The sequence below is a fragment of the Paracoccus sp. R12_2 genome, from assembly GCF_017744015.1.
In the GTDB taxonomy this organism is placed as follows: domain Bacteria; phylum Pseudomonadota; class Alphaproteobacteria; order Rhodobacterales; family Rhodobacteraceae; genus Paracoccus.
Window position 1 is genome coordinate 1 of sequence record NZ_JAGHRA010000002.1, and the last position, 15,128, is coordinate 15,128.

Consider the following 15,128-nt stretch of genomic DNA (forward strand, 5'->3'; position numbering starts at 1 on the left):
GTGGTGTGGTTCGCAAAACCACCATAGAGACCCGAGATCCGGTTATGGCCGCCTGCTGCGCAATTTTGGTGGCTGCGCAGGCGGCCATAACCTTCAACGGCGCGCTATTCCCAACATGCTACGGCCCGGAATATGTCAGTGGCACTTTGATGGAATGGGCAGAAAGCCAGAGTATCAGCTTGTCCTACATTCAGCCAGGCAAACCGCAGCAGAACGCCTACGTCGAACGATACAACCGGACGGTCCGGCATGAATGGCTGGACCTCTACATCTTCGAAAGCATCGACGAGGTGCAGCGGATTGCCACTGAATGGCTCTGGTCCTACAACAATGAGCGCCCAAACATGGGCAACGGCGGGATGACACCCGCACAGAAACTGAGAATGGCCGCGTAAATTCTACGACCAAGCCCCCACAAAAATGGGGGGATTACCGCACCAACCGCCAGGCAGGTCCCCGCTTTCAAGTAACGCGGCGATGCCGAGAAACGTCCGCAATTCCACGACCGGGCGCCCGTATCGCGCGCCCGGTCGTGCCCGTCTCAGTCGAAGGCGCGGTCGGTGATGACATGCGAGAATGCCCCCTCGGGCGCGGCCGAGATTACCGGATCCGAACCGCCGGCCATCAGGATATCGACGGTGCGCTGATAATCGGCATCGTCCAGCGTGCCGTCAGAACCCGCGGTCAGCTTGGCGACCTCGCTCATCATCCGGGTCTGATGCTCGATGGTCTGGGCGCCGGTCTCGTCGTTTTCCAGCACGATCTCGGCTGCTTCCTCGGGATTCTCCTCGGCGTATTTCCATCCCTTCATGCTGGCCCGGACAAAGCGGACCAGCGCGGTGACCTTGTCGGGATCTTCTAGCGTCGAATCCAGCGTATACAGCCCGTCTTCCAGCGTCGCGACATCCTGATCGGAATACTTGAACGTCACCAGCTCTTCGGCGGGGATGCCGGCGTCGATGATCTGCCAGTATTCGTTGTAGGTCATGGTCGAGATGCAGGCGGCCTGTTTCTGCAGCAGCGGGTCCACGTTGAAGCCCTGTTTCAGCACCGTCACGCCGTCCTGTCCGCCCTCGGTCGACAGGCCAAGCGTGCTCATCCAACTGAGAAAGGGATATTCGTTGCCAGCGAACCAGACACCAAGCGTCTTGCCTGCGAAATCGGTCTGCGGATCGCTGATCCCGGATTCCTTGAGGCATGTCAGCATCATCCCCGAGGATTTGAAGGGTTGCGCGATATTGACCAGCGGCAGCCCCTTTTCACGCGCGGCCAGTGCGGCGGGCATCCATTCGACGACGACGTCGGCGCCGCCCCCGGCCAATACCTGCGTCGGTGCGATATCGGGGCCGCCGGGCTTGATGGTGACGTTCAGCCCTTCCTCGTCGTAGAAGCCCTTGTCCCTGGCGACGTAATAGCCGGCGAACTGCGCCTGCGTGACCCATTTCAGTTGCAGCGTCAGGTCATATTCGGCATCGGCCCAGGCCGTACCCGCGACCAGTGTCGCGGCGACCGCGCCCAGCATGGTTTTCTTCATGGCTCACTCTCCTGTTGGTGGGGTCTAGCCCCGTTGATTGCGCTGCGACGGGTGCCAGAACGTCACCTTCTTCTCGATCAGCGCGACGATGCCATAAAACAGCGATCCGGCGATCGCCGCCACAAGGATTTCCGCCCAGACCAGCGGCAGGTCCAGGCGCCCGACAGCGGTCGAGATCCGAAACCCCATCCCCTTGGTGGGGCTGCCGAAGAACTCGGCCACGATCGCGCCGATCAGAGCAAGCGTCGTGGTGATCTTGAGACCGTTGAACAGGAACGGCATTGCGGCCGGCAGCCGCATCCGCAACAGCGACGCACGATAAGGTGCCGCCCATGTCGCCATCAGGTCGCGCTGCATGGGATCGGTGGCCGCAAGGCCCGCGACCATGTTCACAAGGATCGGGAAGAACACCATAACCACCACCACGGCGGCCTTGGACTGCCAGTCGAACCCGAACCACATCACCAGGATCGGGGCGATGCCCACGATCGGCAGCGCGGCGACGAAGTTTCCGATCGGCAGCAGGCCGCGTTGCAGAAACGGGCTGCGATCAATGGCGATGGCGGTCAGGATCGCGGCCGATGCGCCGATCAGCCAGCCGGTCAGCGCGCCCCTCAGGATCGTCTGGACAAAATCGGTCCACAGAATGCCGGTATTGGCCGCGAAGCTGGCGGCGATCTGGCTGGGCGCGGGCAGGATGACCGACGGGACCTGGTAGATCCGCACGATCATTTCCCACAACAAGATCAGCGTAGTGCCAAAAATGACCGCGACCAGAAATCGTGTCAGTCGTGTGTCGAAACGTGCCAACCACGCGTTCAGCGCCCAGCCAGCGATCCAGACAGCAAGGATCGGGATCGCGTTCATCGGGCCAATCCCATACGCTGCAAGGTCAGCTTTTCCGCCCATCCGATCAGCGTCACCAGCAGGGCCGCCAGCGCGGCGGCGGTGAACAGCGCGGACCAGATCTGGACCGTCTGGCCGTAATAGCTGCCCGACAACAGGCGTGCGCCAAGCCCCGAGCTGGCGCCGGCGGGCAATTCACCCACGATGGTGCCCACCAGCGCCGCGGCGACGGCCACCTTGAGGCTGGCGAACAGATAGGGCATCGACGATGGCAGGCGCAGTCGCCAGAACTGCTGGCCCTGGCTGGCGCTCCAGGATCGCATCAGGTCAAGCTGCATCGCGTCGGGTGTCCGCAGGCCCTTTACCATGCCGACAAGCACCGGAAAGAACGACAGCCAAGCAGCGATGATCGCCTTTGGCAGCAGGCCGGTGACGCCGGCGCTGGCGAAGACCACGATCACCATGGGCGCAATGGCAAGGATCGGCACGGTCTGGCTGGCGACCGCCCAGGGCATCACCGACTGGTCCATGGCGCGGTTATGCACGATGCCGACGGCCAGAAGGATGCCCGCAAGGCTGCCGATGGCAAACCCCGCCAGCGTGGCCGACAAGGTGACCCAGCCATGATAGATCAGGCTGCGTTTCGAGGTGACCTTCTGTCCCGCGATCCCGTCCCACAGTCCAACCGCGACCTGGTGCGGCGCGGGCAGCACGGGACGATCCAGCGTCAGCGTCTGGCCGATGAACTGCGTGGTTGTCAGCACGGTATCGCTGCGCGCCGCCTGATCGCGTACCCATTGCGCGTTCATGCCGACAGCCGCGACATACCAGATCGCGACGATGGCCAGCAGCACGGTCAGCACCGGGATCGTGCGACCCTGCGTGCCAAGACGCATCAGCCCCGCGACGCCGCCCGGCGCGGTCGCCTCAGTCATAGCTGTGTCCTTCGCGCAGCCCCTCGCGGACCTCGTGGGCCAGCGCGATGAACTCGGGCGTGTCGCGGATGTCCAGCGGGCGTTCGCGGGGAAGGGGGCTTTCGATGATCCGCGTGATGCGGCCGGGACGCGGGCTCATCACCACGATCCGCGTGGACAGATAGACCGCCTCGGGGATCGAGTGGGTGATGAAGCCGATGGTCTTGCCTGTCTTGGCCCACAGCTCCAGCAACGCCTCGTTCAGCCGGTCGCGCACGATCTCGTCCAGCGCCCCGAAGGGTTCGTCCATCAACAGGATGTCGGCGTCGAAGGCCAACGCGCGGGCAATGCTGGCGCGCTGCTGCATTCCCCCCGAAAGCTGCCACGGATATTTCCCCCCGAATCCGGCCAGATCGACCAGATCCAGCACGCGATCGATCCGCTGCCGCCGTTCGGTCCGGTCAAAACCCATGATCTCCAGCGGCAGACCGATATTTCCGGCAATCGTCCGCCACGGATAGAGCCCCGGCGCCTGAAAGACATAGCCATAGGCCCGCGCCTTGCGCGCCGCATCCGGGGTCATCCCGTTCACGCTCAGGCGCCCGGCGGTCGGCGTCTCCAGCGCGGCGATGGCCCGCAGCAAGGTCGTTTTGCCACATCCCGACGGTCCTATGAAACTGACGAAATCGCCCTGACCGATGGTCAGGTCCACATCCTTCAGCGCGTGGACCGGACCATCCGTCGTCTGGAATGTCAGGCCGGCACCGCTTGCCTCGATCACCGATGCGGCCAAGTTCAGACCCCCGTCGCCGGAATGCCCGACCGTTCCACGGCCCGCGGCGCGGTAAGCTGTTTCCACTGCGACAATGCGCGGTTCACCGTTCCGCGCGGTTCACGGGCGACGAACTCGCCGTGTCCTTCGCGGCTGTCCATCTTGCCCTCGGTCACCGCGACGACGCCCCGCGTGATTGTAAAACGCGGCAGGCCCTTGACTTTCTGACCTTCGAAGACGTTGTAATCGATGGCCGATTGCTGGCTGCCGGCCGAGATGGTCTTTTCCGCCTCGGGATCCCAGATGACCAGATCGGCATCGCTGCCGACCAGCACCGCGCCCTTCTTCGGATACATGCCCAGGATCTTGGCGCTGTTGGTCGAGGTGGCTGCGACGAATTCGTTCGGTGTCAGGCGCCCGGTACCGACGCCATGCGTCCACAGCATCGGCATCCGATCCTCAAGCCCGCCAGTGCCGTTCGGGATCTTGGTGAAATCGCCCACGCCAGTGCGTTTTTGTTCGGTGGTGAAGGCGCAGTGATCGGTGGCAACGACCGACAGGCTGCCCGATTGCAGTCCCGCCCACAGGCTGTCCTGATGCTTCTTGTCGCGGAAGGGCGGAGACATGACGCGGCGGGCGGCGTGGTCCCAGTCCTTGTCGAAATATTCGCTTTCATCCAGCGTCAGGTGCTGGATCAGCGGTTCGCCCCAGACCCGCTTGCCCTGCTGACGGGCGCGGCGGATCGCCTCGTGGCTGTCCTCGCAACTGACATGCACCACGTACAGCGGAACGCCCGCCATGTCGGCTACCATGATGGCGCGGTTTGTGGCCTCGCCCTCGACCTGGGGCGGGCGGGAATAGGCATGCGCCTCGGGTCCGGTACTGCCCTCGGCCAGCAGCCGCGCAGACAATTCGGCCACCACGTCGCCGTTCTCGGCATGGACCATGGCGATGCCGCCCAGATCGCCGACGCGGCGGAAGGACGCGAACAATTCATCGTCATTCACCATCAAGGCGCCCTTGTAGGCCATGAAATGCTTGAAGCTGGTGATTCCGCGATCGACGACCGCCTGCATTTCGTCAAAGACCTGTTCGCCCCACCAGGTGATCGCCATATGATAGCTGTAGTCGCAATGCGCGCGCCCCGACTTGTTGTCCCACATCTGCAACGCGTCCAGCAGTCCCTGTCCGGGCGAGGGCAGCGCGAAATCCACGACCATCGTGGTGCCGCCCGCCAGCGCGGCGCGGGTGCCGCTGTCGAAATCATCGGCCGAGTAGGTCCCCATGAAGGGCATTTCCAGATGCGTATGCGGGTCGATCCCGCCCGGCATGACATAGCAGCCGGTCGCATCAAGGGTCTGATCGCCCACCAGCCCCTCGCCGATCGCCGCGATCTTGCCGCCCTCGATCAGCACATCCGCCTTGTAGGTCAGATCCGCCGTCACGATGGTTCCGTTCCTGATGATCGTGCTCATCGCCAACCTCTTCTTCTTTGTTCAAATACCCCGGGGGTCCGGAGGGCGGCACCCCCGGCACGCGTCCGCGTCAGCGGACAATCTCGGCGGCGTCCAGAACCGCATGCAGCAGGACATCTGCGCCCGCCTTGGCCCATTCGGGACTGATCTCTTCGGCCTCGTTATGGCTCAGGCCGTCCACGCAGGGGCACATGATCATCACCGTCGGTGCGATGCGGTTGATCCAGCAGGCGTCGTGACCGGCGCCGCTGACGATATCCATATGGCTGTATCCCAGCCGGTCAGCGGCGCTGCGCAGCTTCTGCGCAAGTTCCGGATCAAAGGTCACCGGGTCGAAATGGCCGACCGGCTCGATCTCGATGCCAAGGCCAAGATCGCGAGCGATTTCAAAGGCCTCGGCCTCCAATCTCGACCGCATCGAGGTCAGCTTGTCCAGATCCGGGCTGCGGAAGTCGATCGTGAAAACCGCCCGGCCGGGGATCACGTTGCGGCTGTTGGGGTAGACATTGGCCTGGCCGACCGCACCCACGGCGTTTGGCTGATGATCCAGGGCGATCCGGTGGACGGCCTCGGTGATGCGCGCCATGCCCAGCCCCGCGTTGACCCGCATGGTCATGGGCGTGCTGCCCGTATGCGCGTCCTTGCCGGTCAGCGTGACCTGCAGCCACCACAGGCCCTGGCCATGGGTGACGACACCGATCTCCTTTCCCTCAGCCTCGAGGATCGGACCCTGTTCGATGTGATACTCGAACATCGCGTGGATGGGGCGCTTGCCCGGTTCCTCGTCCCCGCGCCAGCCGATCCGGTCAAGTTCGGCACCGAATGTCTTGCCGTCGGCGTCCTCGCGGCTATTGGCATAGTCTTCGCTGTGCATCCCCGCAAACACGCCCGAGGCCAGCATCGCGGGCGCGAAACGGGTGCCTTCCTCGTTGGTCCAGTTGACCACGACGATCGGCCGGCGCGTGCGGATGCCCATGTCGCGGATCGAACGGATCACCTCCAGCCCGGCCAGCACGCCCAGCACGCCGTCGTATTTTCCCCCGGTGGGCTGGGTGTCCAGATGGCTGCCGATATAGACCGGATCCAGATCCGGTTCGGTCCCCTCGTGGCGCATGAACATGTTGCCCATCCGGTCAAGGCCCATCGTCATCCCGGCATCTTCCGACCACATGCGGAACAGCGCACGCCCCTCGGCGTCGGCATCTGTCAGGGTCTGGCGATTATTGCCGCCCGCGACGCCGGGGCCGATCTTCGCCATCTCCATCAGGCTGTCCCACAGCCTGTCGCCATCGACTTTCATGTTCGCGGCGGGGCCCGCCGCAGCGGTGTCTGTCATGTCGTGTCCTTCCTGTCTGGCCGTCCCGTCTTTGTGCGGGATCGGCGTGATCGGTGGGGGCGGCGGGGACGACGCGGAACGCCGCGTGCCCCGGATTGGCGATCTCAGCCCGCCTGTCTCAGAACCTCTGCCAGCGTGCCGACCAGTTCGTCGATCTGTTCCTTGCTGATGATCAGCGGGGGCGACATCGCGATGATATCGCCGGTGATGCGGATCATGATCCCGGCCTCGAACGCCTTCACGAACACGTCGAAGGCGCGCTTGCCCGGCTGGCACTCCATCGGGGCCAGTTCGACCGCGCCGATCAGGCCCATGTTGCGGATGTCAACGACATGCGGAAGCCCCTTCAGGCCGTGCAGCGCCTCTTGCCAGTAGGTTTCCAGATCGGCGGCGCGTGTCAGCAGGCCGTCTTCGGCATAGGTATCCAGCGTCGCAAGACCGGCGGCGCAGGCGACCGGATTTCCGGAATAGGTATAGCCGTGGAACAGCTCGATCACATGTTCCGGGCCCTGCATGAAGGCGTCGTGGATCTGGGCCGTGGTCAGCACCGCACCCATCGGGATGACGCCGTTGGTCAGGCCCTTGGCGCAGGTGATCATGTCGGGCATGACATCGAAATGCTGGGCGGCGAAGGGGCTGCCCAGACGGCCAAAGCCGGTGATGACCTCATCGAAGATCAGCAGGATGCCGTGCTTGTGCGTGATCTCGCGCAGACGTTTCAGATATCCCTTGGGCGGCAACAGCACGCCGGTCGAGCCAGCCATGGGTTCGACGATGACGGCGGCGATCGTTTCCGCGCCGTGCAGCGCGATGATCCGCTCCAACTCGTCGGCCAGATTGGCGCCGTGTTCGGGCTGGCCTTTGGTGAAGGCGTTCTCGGGCAGGTGCGTATGGGGCAGGTGGTCCACGCCCGTCAGCAGGCTGCCGAAGAAGCGGCGGTTGTTGACGATCCCGCCGACCGAGATGCCGCCGAATCCGACACCGTGATAGCCGCGCTCGCGCCCGATCAGGCGCGTGCGCGCCGAATCACCGCGCGCGCGGTGATAGGCCAGCGCGATCTTCAACGCGGTATCCACGGCCTCGCTGCCGGAATTGCAGTAGAAGACATGCTCAATCCCGTCAGGCGCGATATCGACGATCCGATTGGCCAGTTCGAAGGCCAGCGGATGGCCCATCTGGAATGCAGGCGCATAGTCCATTTCGGCCACCTGCGCCTGAACGGCCTCGGTTATCTTCGGGCGGCAATGGCCGGCGTTGCAGCACCACAGCCCGGCCGTGCCATCCAGGATCTGCCGCCCGTCCGATGTCGTGTAGTACATGTCCTTGGCCGCCACCAGCATCCGCGGTGCGGACTTGAACTGACGATTCGCGGTGAAGGGCATCCAGAAGGCGCGCAGGTCATTGGGCGCGGATTTGCGGTCAAGCGGCATCTGATGAACCTCGAGAATTATTGACCATACGGTCAGGATCAGGCTAGCACGGGGCCTTGGCCAGTCAAGCACGCAGAACCAGTGCGTGACAAATCGCATTCCCCTGCCCAAAAAAGGATCATGCCAGAGCGGGATAGACGATGACAGATCAGAATGAACCCCAACTGACCCGAATCCAGCAGATCAACCGCGAACGAATCCTGGAAGGCGCGTTGACCGCGTTTTCAGCCAACGGGTTCAGGGGGGCGACCATCGACCAGATCGCCGAGGCCGCCGGGTTGTCGAAACCGAACGTGCTGTATTACTTCGGCTCGAAGGACGAGATCCACAAGACGCTGCTGACCGCGCTGCTGGACATGTGGCTTGCCCCGATGCTGAACCTGAACCCCGACGGCGATCCGCTGGACGAGGTCTTGCGTTATGTCCGCACCAAGCTGCACATGTCACGCGATTTTCCGCGCGAGAGCAGGCTTTTTGCATACGAGATCCTGCAAGGTGCCCCCCATCTCAGCGAGATCCTGGGAGGCAGGCTTCGGCTGCTGGTCGATGACGCTGTCGCGATCCTTGCCGGCTGGATCGGATCGGGGCGGCTGGCGTCTGTCGATCCGCACCATCTGATCTTCTCGATCTGGGCGCTGACCCAGCATTATGCGGATTTCGAGGTGCAGGTGCGTGCCGTGCTGGGGCCGGGGCACGACCCCTTTGCCGAGGCAGAGATCTATCTTGAGAACATGTTCCGGCGCATGCTGGAGGTCTAGCTGCGTCCGGCTTGCACCGACCCCCGGTCCAGCATGCGCGCGGCTGGCAGGATAAGGGCCAGATTGTCACGGGCCGTGGCGACAAAATCGTCCCTTTCGCCCGACAACCATTGCTTGGTCGCCGCATTTGTCGCGGCCACGATCGCGGCGGCGAGAATCTCGATCATCTGCGGTTCGGCGCCGGGCATTCGGCGGCTCAGCAATTCGCGCATCTGCGCGCGGCGCGCCAGGATCGCGCTGTTGCGCAACGCGCCAAGCTTTGGGTCGGTATCGGCCAGGCGAAACAGATGGGCCAGCATCTGGCGTTCGTCCAGAAAGCGCAGCAGATGTGCCTCGATCAGCCGGTCCAGATCGTCGATCAACCGGCCCGTCCCAGCCACGAATCGTTCGACGGCGTCGGCGGGGTAGTCCGGCGGCGGTCCGACCAGCGCGGCTTCCTTGTAGGGATAGTAGTTGAAGAATGTCCGCGTGCTGATACCCGAATGTCGGGCGATCGCCTCGGTCGTGACATTCGCAAGGCCGTCGCGAACCGCCAGATCGATGGCGGCGGCCTGAATTTTCTTGGCGGTGCGATAGCGGCGGGTTGTCTGTGGGCTCATCTGAGGGGGGTGCATCCGTCTGTGCGCTGGCGAGGTTGGACCAGCGTTCAGGAAGAAAACAGACCCGTCAAGCGATTAGCTCATCAACTTGCAAGAAGGCGTCGCGCACGCGGGATCGAACGCGCTGCGCCGCCCGCGCATGACTTGGCGGACGGCGGCGCAGAAAAGCGATCCGGGGTCGTGTAAGGTCAGGAACCCCAGCTGCGGATAGGTCCGCAATCCATATGCACGAAGTTCGAACGCGAATACTTGCCGACGCCGCCAGCCTTGCAGGCCATCGCGGCCTGGTACATCTGGTTGACGGAGCGCGATTTCAGACGCAGATCCGCGGCCTTGCCGGACATGTGCAACGAATTCTTCGCCACGCCACCCGATCTGCGGCGCAGCATCGCGTTGGTTTGCGGCGAGCGATAGCCCGACAGCATCATGTAGGGTTCATTCGTCTGCAGCAGCCGGTGCGAGGCCGCCGCCACATCGATCGTGCGCGGGTCGATGCCGATCGCCGTCCCGGTCCGCCAGTCACGCATGAAGATGTTGATTTCATTCAGGGCTTCGCGAACATACTTGCCGTTCACCCAGTACACGGTATCTAGGCTTTCGCCTGTCCTGCCGTTATACATCCGAACGCGCCGCATGTCGCCTGCACCGCGAAGAAAGCCGAACGCGTTGGCCATCACCGGGGCTGCCGCCACGCTGGTGGCTGCGAACACCCCAAGAATGCCGCGGCGCGAGATAAGGTCCATTGTCATGTCAGATCGCCTGTCCTGCTTCGTTTTTTGCCGCGTTGTATCGCGGCTTCGCCGAGGTTTATCCCCAACTTCCTAACAATATGTCAAAAGAACGTGCAGTCAGGAACTGTTTCCGCGCGCCGGCCTGAGATTTTTCACGCGATAGGCGAAAATTTGCCAATCGGAACTGCGTGCCAAAACCGCCGCATGCATGTGTCTTTTTGGCAACCATCGGCTTGCCGAAGTCGTTGTCGCGTGAACAGGCGCTGGTTCGAATCCTGTCCGAATGGCAGGATTGATGTTGTATTTTCCGGGTGTTGTGATGCGATCGCGTAGATTCCTGCCTGTCGTCGGCCTTCTGATGGTGACCATGACTGTGCAACCGGCGATTGCACAGTCCGGACTGGTTCCGGGGCGTGCGGCGGGCGTTGCGCTGGCGCCACAGCTGCATTTCACCTCTGACGAAATGGCTCTGGCAAACGCTGTTGCCGACCGTCCTCAGTTGGCCGCGTTCTATGGAAGTCATGGGTTGCGCCCGATTTTCCAGGGCGAAGACGGCGCCAGATTGCGCAAGGCGCTGCATCAGGCGATCCGGTCTGCGCCCCGGCATGGCTTGCCGGTCGAGCGCTATCGTCCCGAACTACTTGCCGACGCCGGGCAAGGACTGCGGGCCGAGGTGATCCATGCCAGCGTGTTGGTGCGTTATCTGCGCGACATGACGGGCGGGGCCATCCGACCGTCCGATGCAGATCCGCAGATCAGGCGGCAGGTGCGGCGTCCAGACATCTCCGGGCTGATCCGCGCATTTGTCGATGCCGCTGATCCGGCATCCTATCTTGCGTCTGTCGCGCCGGACCATCCGGCATATCTTGCCCTGCAGGACGCGCTGGCAGGCGCGCCCGATCTGACCGTTCCCGACCATCTTCCGTCAGTGCCGCCCGCGATCTGGCGCGTCGGCATGCGCGGCGACGGCGTCCTGCCGCTGCGGGTGCGTCTGGAAAGCATCGGGTTTTCGGCACCGTCGCAGGATCCGCGGCTTTATGACGCCGCGTTGTCGGATGCGGTCGCGCGATATCAGGACGCGGCGGGACTGCCTGCGGACGGGGTTGCCGGTCCGCAGACCATCGCGGCGCTGAATGGCGATCCCGCGGCCAGAAGCGACCGTCGCAGCCGCATGCTGATCGTCGCGTTGGAGCGGATGCGGTGGATGGCAGGCGAGGATCTGGATGCGCGCCATGTGTGGGTCAATATTCCGGAATACACCGCCCGGATCATGGATGGCGGGCACGAGGTATTCCGGACCCGCGTGGTGGTCGGGAAGACCGAGCATGATATGCGCACGCCGGAATTTTCCGACCAGATGGAACATGTCGTCGTCAATCCGCGCTGGAACGTGCCACGCTCGATCACCGTCAAGGAATATCTGCCGCGACTGAAGGCGAATCGCTATGCCGTATCGCATCTGGACGTGATTGACGGGCGCGGCAATGTCGTGGCCCGCGACCGGATCGATTTTGCCCGCTACACGGCGTCGAACTTTCCCTACCGCATGCGCCAGAAACCCAGTGATGACAATGCGTTGGGGTTGGTGAAGTTCATCTTCCCCAACCCCTGGAACATCTATCTTCACGATACGCCGACCAAGCATCTGTTCAGCCAAAGCAGGCGCGCCTATTCGCATGGCTGCGTCCGCGTGGGCGATCCGTTCGATCTGGCGACGCAATTGCTGTCACAGCAAAGCCAGGATCCGCGCGGGATGTTCGACCGCGCCTTGGCGCGTGACCGCGAGGTGTGGTTGCAACTGACCCCGAACGTCCCCGTGCATCTGGTCTATTTCACGGCATTCCCGGACGAGACCGGCCAGATCCGCTTTTTCGACGACGTTTACGGGCGCGATGCCGCCATTTGGGATCGTCTGCAAGTTGCCGGACTGGATTTGAACAGCGAAAGCGATTAGATCGCCCCCTGAAAGAAGGGTGCGATGACAAGATCGGTAACAATCGGAGAATTGGCCCGCGCATTGGATGCGCGAAGCTGGGGTGACGCGGCGCTGCCTGTGACCGGCGCGGCCGAACCGGCGGCGACATCGCCGGTGGGGGCCGATGGCGGTGTGATCGCGCTGGCCATGGCTCCGAAATATGCCGAGGCGTTGAAGCCTGGCAGCATGGCGATCCTTGCCGAAGGGATGGACCCCGAAGCTTACGGGCTGAAAGCGGCGATCTTCGCGCCCCGGCCGCGATTGCTGATGGCCGGGCTGACACGCGCCTTCGATGCCGGGCCGGACATCGCGCCGGGCATTCATCCGACTGCGGTCGTCGATCCTTCGGCCATGATCGGGGTGGATGCGGCGATCGGCCCCTTTGTCGTTATCGGCGCAGGGGTCCAGATCGGTGCAGGCGTCCGGATCGGGCCGCATGTGTCGATCGGACGCAACGCAAGGATAGGCGAGCATGCCTTGATCCATGCCGGTGCGCGGATCGCGCATGACGTGTACGCGGGGGACCGACTGATCGTCCAGTCCGGGGCGGTCATCGGCGGGGACGGATTTTCATTTGTCACCCCCGAGGAGTCGGGAATCGAGGAAATACGGCGAACCCTTGGTGCGCGCGAAGATATTCGGCAGCAGCACTGGACGCGCATCCATTCCCTGGGCGGGGTCGAACTGGGACACGACGTCGAAATCGGGGCTAACGCGACGATCGACCGTGGAACGATCCGGGCGACCCGCGTCGGCGACGGCACGAAGATCGACAATCTTGTCATGCTTGGACATAATGTCGTCGTCGGTCGCGACTGCCTGCTGTGTTCGCAGGTGGGTGTCGCGGGATCGTCGCGCATCGGCGATAGGGTGGTGCTTGCCGGTCAGGTCGGCGTGAACGACAATATCGAGATCGGCGACGATGTGATCGCCGGCGGCGCGACGAAGATCTTTACCCGTGTTCCGGCGGGCCGCGTCATTCTGGGCAATCCGGCGGTGAAAATGGAGACCCAGATGGAAATCCAGAAAGCCATGCGCCGGTTGCCACGTTTCGCACAACAGCTAGCAAAGCTTCAGGAAACTGTTACACGACTGTTGGAAAAGGCCTGAGCAGGAGGCTCCATGACCGACACGATCAAATCCCGTATCAAATCCATCATCGCGGAACAGGCGATGCTGGAACCTGATCAGATCAGCGACGATTCGACGCCCGAGGATTTGGGCATAGACAGCCTGGGCCTGGTCGAATCGATCTTTGCGCTGGAAGAGGAATTCGACATCTCGATTCCGTTCAACGCGAACGAACCGGACAAGTCTGATTTCGACATCTCGAACATGGGCACGATCATCGCGGCGGTCCAGCGCCTGGTGGCGCAAAAAGCTGCATGAGTCCGAAGAAAACCGGCAAGAAGACCGCCCGAGAACAATCTGTCGGCGCTGGCGACAGGTCCGCATCGCCGCGAGGGGACGGACTGCGCCGTGTGGTCATCACCGGTGCCGGCACGATCAATGCGCTTGGCCATGATGTCGACACCACTCTGGCCGCGTTCCGCGAGGGGCGCAGCGGCATCACCGCGCTAAACTTCCGCGATGTGGACCGGCTGTCCATCCAGATCGGCGCGCAGATCCATGACTGGCGCCCGGAAGACTATTTCAACCGCCAGCAGATCCTGTTGTATGACAAGTTCACCCAATTCACGCTGTTGGCGGCCAAGCAGGCGGTCGCGCAGTCCGGCCTGGCCTTTCACGGGGCGCTGGGGCTGCGATCCGGTGTCATCCTGGGCACCGCCGGCGGCGGGCTGAACACTTGGGACGACAATTACCGGGCGGTCTATGAAGAGGGCAAGAACCGGGTTCATCCCTTTGTCGTTCCGAAATTGATGAACAACGCCGCCGCCAGCCATACCTCGATGGAATTCGGGTTGCGCGGGCCTTCGTTCACGGTCGCGACGGCCTGTGCCAGTTCCAACCATGCGATGGGACTTGCGTTCCAGATGGTGCGCTCGGGGGCGGCGCAGGTCATGCTGACCGGCGGTTCCGAGGCGATGTTGTGCTTTGGCGGCGTGAAAGCCTGGGAAGGGCTGCGGGTCATGTCGAAAGATGCCTGCCGCCCGTTTAGTGCAAACCGCAACGGCATGGTGCAGGGCGAGGGCGCGGGCGTCTTCGTGTTCGAGGACTATGACCATGCCCGTGCGCGCGGCGCCGAGATCCTGGCCGAAGTGGTGGGCTTTGCCATGTCGTCGGATGCGCAGGATATCGTCATGCCGTCGGCGCAGGGCGCCGAACGTGCGATCACCGGCGCGCTGCGCGATGCGGGGCTGAACCCCGATCAGATCGGCTATATCAATGCGCATGGCACCGGCACGGCCGCCAATGACAAGACCGAATGCGCCGCCGTCGCGCATGCTTTCGGTCATCACGCGGACCGGCTGATGATATCGTCCACGAAGTCGATGCATGGGCATCTGATCGGCGGCACCGGCGCGGTCGAACTGCTGGCCTGCATCATGGCACTGCGCGACGGGATCATAGCACCCACCATCGGCTATCAGGAACCCGATCCGGAATGCGCCCTGGATGTCGTTCCGAACGAGGCCCGCGAGGCGACGGTCGATGCGGTCCTGTCGAACGCATTCGCATTCGGCGGCCTGAACGCGGTCATCGCGTTGCGCAGGATCTGACCTGTTCCTTCACCCCGCTTGTTCAACATAAAACCGCGCCCGATCAGGGCGCGGTTTGCGATGTGATGGCCGGTGGT

Annotated in this window: 15 protein-coding genes; 6 read left to right on the top strand and 9 right to left on the bottom strand. The window is 63.2% G+C overall.

Annotated features, from left to right (window positions below):
- The coding region (locus J7359_RS02665; RefSeq protein WP_247740143.1) for an integrase core domain-containing protein at positions 1 to 395 on the top strand (395 nt) is incomplete at its 5' end.
- 146 nt (positions 396 to 541) lie between these two features.
- Here the strand turns inward: J7359_RS02665 and J7359_RS02670 are convergent.
- The 7 genes from J7359_RS02670 to J7359_RS02700 form a co-directional block, all read right to left on the bottom strand.
- On the bottom strand, positions 542 to 1,522 hold the full coding sequence (locus J7359_RS02670) for an ABC transporter substrate-binding protein (protein ID WP_247740168.1): 981 nt from the start codon (positions 1,520 to 1,522) through the stop codon (positions 542 to 544).
- Between the two features lie 36 nt (positions 1,523 to 1,558).
- A complete protein-coding gene (locus tag J7359_RS02675; RefSeq protein WP_209055009.1) occupies positions 1,559 to 2,401 on the bottom strand; it encodes an ABC transporter permease in 843 nt (280 codons plus the stop codon).
- Positions 2,398 to 3,276, bottom strand: coding sequence for an ABC transporter permease (locus tag J7359_RS02680; protein WP_209055308.1), 879 nt, complete (start codon positions 3,274 to 3,276; stop codon positions 2,398 to 2,400). Before J7359_RS02680 ends, J7359_RS02675 begins: the two co-directional genes overlap by 4 nt.
- A gap of 31 nt (positions 3,277 to 3,307) precedes the next feature.
- On the bottom strand, positions 3,308 to 4,093 hold the full coding sequence (locus tag J7359_RS02685) for an ABC transporter ATP-binding protein (RefSeq protein WP_209055309.1): 786 nt from the start codon (positions 4,091 to 4,093) through the stop codon (positions 3,308 to 3,310).
- Entirely contained in the window at positions 4,090 to 5,541 is a 1,452-nt protein-coding gene (gene hydA, locus J7359_RS02690; RefSeq protein WP_209055010.1) for a dihydropyrimidinase, read from the bottom strand. Before hydA ends, J7359_RS02685 begins: the two co-directional genes overlap by 4 nt.
- A 70-nt stretch (positions 5,542 to 5,611) precedes the next feature.
- Positions 5,612 to 6,877: a Zn-dependent hydrolase gene (locus J7359_RS02695; RefSeq protein WP_209055011.1), complete on the bottom strand. Its 1,266-nt coding sequence runs from the start codon at positions 6,875 to 6,877 to the stop codon at positions 5,612 to 5,614.
- 104 nt (positions 6,878 to 6,981) lie between these two features.
- Positions 6,982 to 8,307, bottom strand: a complete 1,326-nt coding sequence (locus J7359_RS02700; RefSeq protein WP_209055310.1) for an aspartate aminotransferase family protein — start codon at positions 8,305 to 8,307, stop codon at positions 6,982 to 6,984.
- A gap of 140 nt (positions 8,308 to 8,447) precedes the next feature.
- Here J7359_RS02700 and J7359_RS02705 point away from each other — a divergent pair, with 140 nt between their 5' ends.
- The gene (locus J7359_RS02705) at positions 8,448 to 9,065 is read left to right on the top strand and encodes a TetR family transcriptional regulator C-terminal domain-containing protein (protein ID WP_209055012.1); all 618 of its coding nucleotides are present in this window, start codon (positions 8,448 to 8,450) and stop codon (positions 9,063 to 9,065) included.
- On the opposite strand, the gene J7359_RS02710 is transcribed toward J7359_RS02705, so the two are convergent.
- Both J7359_RS02710 and J7359_RS02715 read right to left on the bottom strand, forming a co-directional pair.
- Positions 9,062 to 9,664: a TetR/AcrR family transcriptional regulator gene (locus J7359_RS02710; RefSeq protein ID WP_209055013.1), complete on the bottom strand. Its 603-nt coding sequence runs from the start codon at positions 9,662 to 9,664 to the stop codon at positions 9,062 to 9,064. The genes J7359_RS02705 and J7359_RS02710 overlap by 4 nt on opposite strands.
- 188 nt (positions 9,665 to 9,852) lie before the next feature.
- Positions 9,853 to 10,413, bottom strand: a complete 561-nt coding sequence (locus J7359_RS02715; protein WP_209055014.1) for a DUF882 domain-containing protein — start codon at positions 10,411 to 10,413, stop codon at positions 9,853 to 9,855.
- 301 nt (positions 10,414 to 10,714) lie between these two features.
- On the opposite strand from J7359_RS02715, the gene J7359_RS02720 reads away from it, so the two are divergent.
- From J7359_RS02720 to J7359_RS02735, 4 genes are all read left to right on the top strand, one after another.
- Positions 10,715 to 12,349 carry a L,D-transpeptidase family protein gene (locus tag J7359_RS02720; protein WP_247740144.1) on the top strand — a complete coding sequence of 545 codons (1,635 nt, stop codon included), beginning with the start codon at positions 10,715 to 10,717 and terminating at the stop codon, positions 12,347 to 12,349.
- A gap of 24 nt (positions 12,350 to 12,373) precedes the next feature.
- Positions 12,374 to 13,480, top strand: a complete 1,107-nt coding sequence (lpxD, locus tag J7359_RS02725; RefSeq protein WP_209055015.1) for a UDP-3-O-(3-hydroxymyristoyl)glucosamine N-acyltransferase — start codon at positions 12,374 to 12,376, stop codon at positions 13,478 to 13,480.
- 12 nt (positions 13,481 to 13,492) lie between these two features.
- Positions 13,493 to 13,759, top strand: a complete 267-nt coding sequence (locus J7359_RS02730; RefSeq protein WP_209055016.1) for an acyl carrier protein — start codon at positions 13,493 to 13,495, stop codon at positions 13,757 to 13,759.
- 83 nt (positions 13,760 to 13,842) lie between these two features.
- The gene (locus J7359_RS02735; protein WP_209055312.1) at positions 13,843 to 15,051 is read left to right on the top strand and encodes a beta-ketoacyl-[acyl-carrier-protein] synthase family protein; all 1,209 of its coding nucleotides are present in this window, start codon (positions 13,843 to 13,845) and stop codon (positions 15,049 to 15,051) included.
- Positions 15,052 to 15,128 lie beyond the last annotated feature (77 nt).

Excerpts from the sequence above, each read along its gene's own strand:
- lpxD (WP_209055015.1), top strand. The coding sequence starts at position 12,374 with ATGACAAGATCGGTAACAATCGGAGAATTGGCCCGCGCATTGGATGCG.
- J7359_RS02695 (WP_209055011.1), bottom strand. The coding sequence starts at position 6,877 with ATGACAGACACCGCTGCGGCGGGCCCCGCCGCGAACATGAAAGTCGAT.
- J7359_RS02680 (WP_209055308.1), bottom strand. The coding sequence starts at position 3,276 with ATGCGTCTTGGCACGCAGGGTCGCACGATCCCGGTGCTGACCGTGCTG.
- hydA (WP_209055010.1), bottom strand. The coding sequence starts at position 5,541 with ATGAGCACGATCATCAGGAACGGAACCATCGTGACGGCGGATCTGACC.
- J7359_RS02670 (WP_247740168.1), bottom strand. The coding sequence starts at position 1,522 with ATGCTGGGCGCGGTCGCCGCGACACTGGTCGCGGGTACGGCCTGGGCC.
- J7359_RS02675 (WP_209055009.1), bottom strand. The coding sequence starts at position 2,401 with ATGAACGCGATCCCGATCCTTGCTGTCTGGATCGCTGGCTGGGCGCTG.
- J7359_RS02705 (WP_209055012.1), top strand. The coding sequence starts at position 8,448 with ATGACAGATCAGAATGAACCCCAACTGACCCGAATCCAGCAGATCAAC.
- J7359_RS02715 (WP_209055014.1), bottom strand. The coding sequence starts at position 10,413 with ATGACAATGGACCTTATCTCGCGCCGCGGCATTCTTGGGGTGTTCGCA.
- J7359_RS02720 (WP_247740144.1), top strand. The coding sequence starts at position 10,715 with ATGCGATCGCGTAGATTCCTGCCTGTCGTCGGCCTTCTGATGGTGACC.
- J7359_RS02700 (WP_209055310.1), bottom strand. The coding sequence starts at position 8,307 with ATGCCGCTTGACCGCAAATCCGCGCCCAATGACCTGCGCGCCTTCTGG.
- J7359_RS02730 (WP_209055016.1), top strand. The coding sequence starts at position 13,493 with ATGACCGACACGATCAAATCCCGTATCAAATCCATCATCGCGGAACAG.
- J7359_RS02710 (WP_209055013.1), bottom strand. The coding sequence starts at position 9,664 with ATGAGCCCACAGACAACCCGCCGCTATCGCACCGCCAAGAAAATTCAG.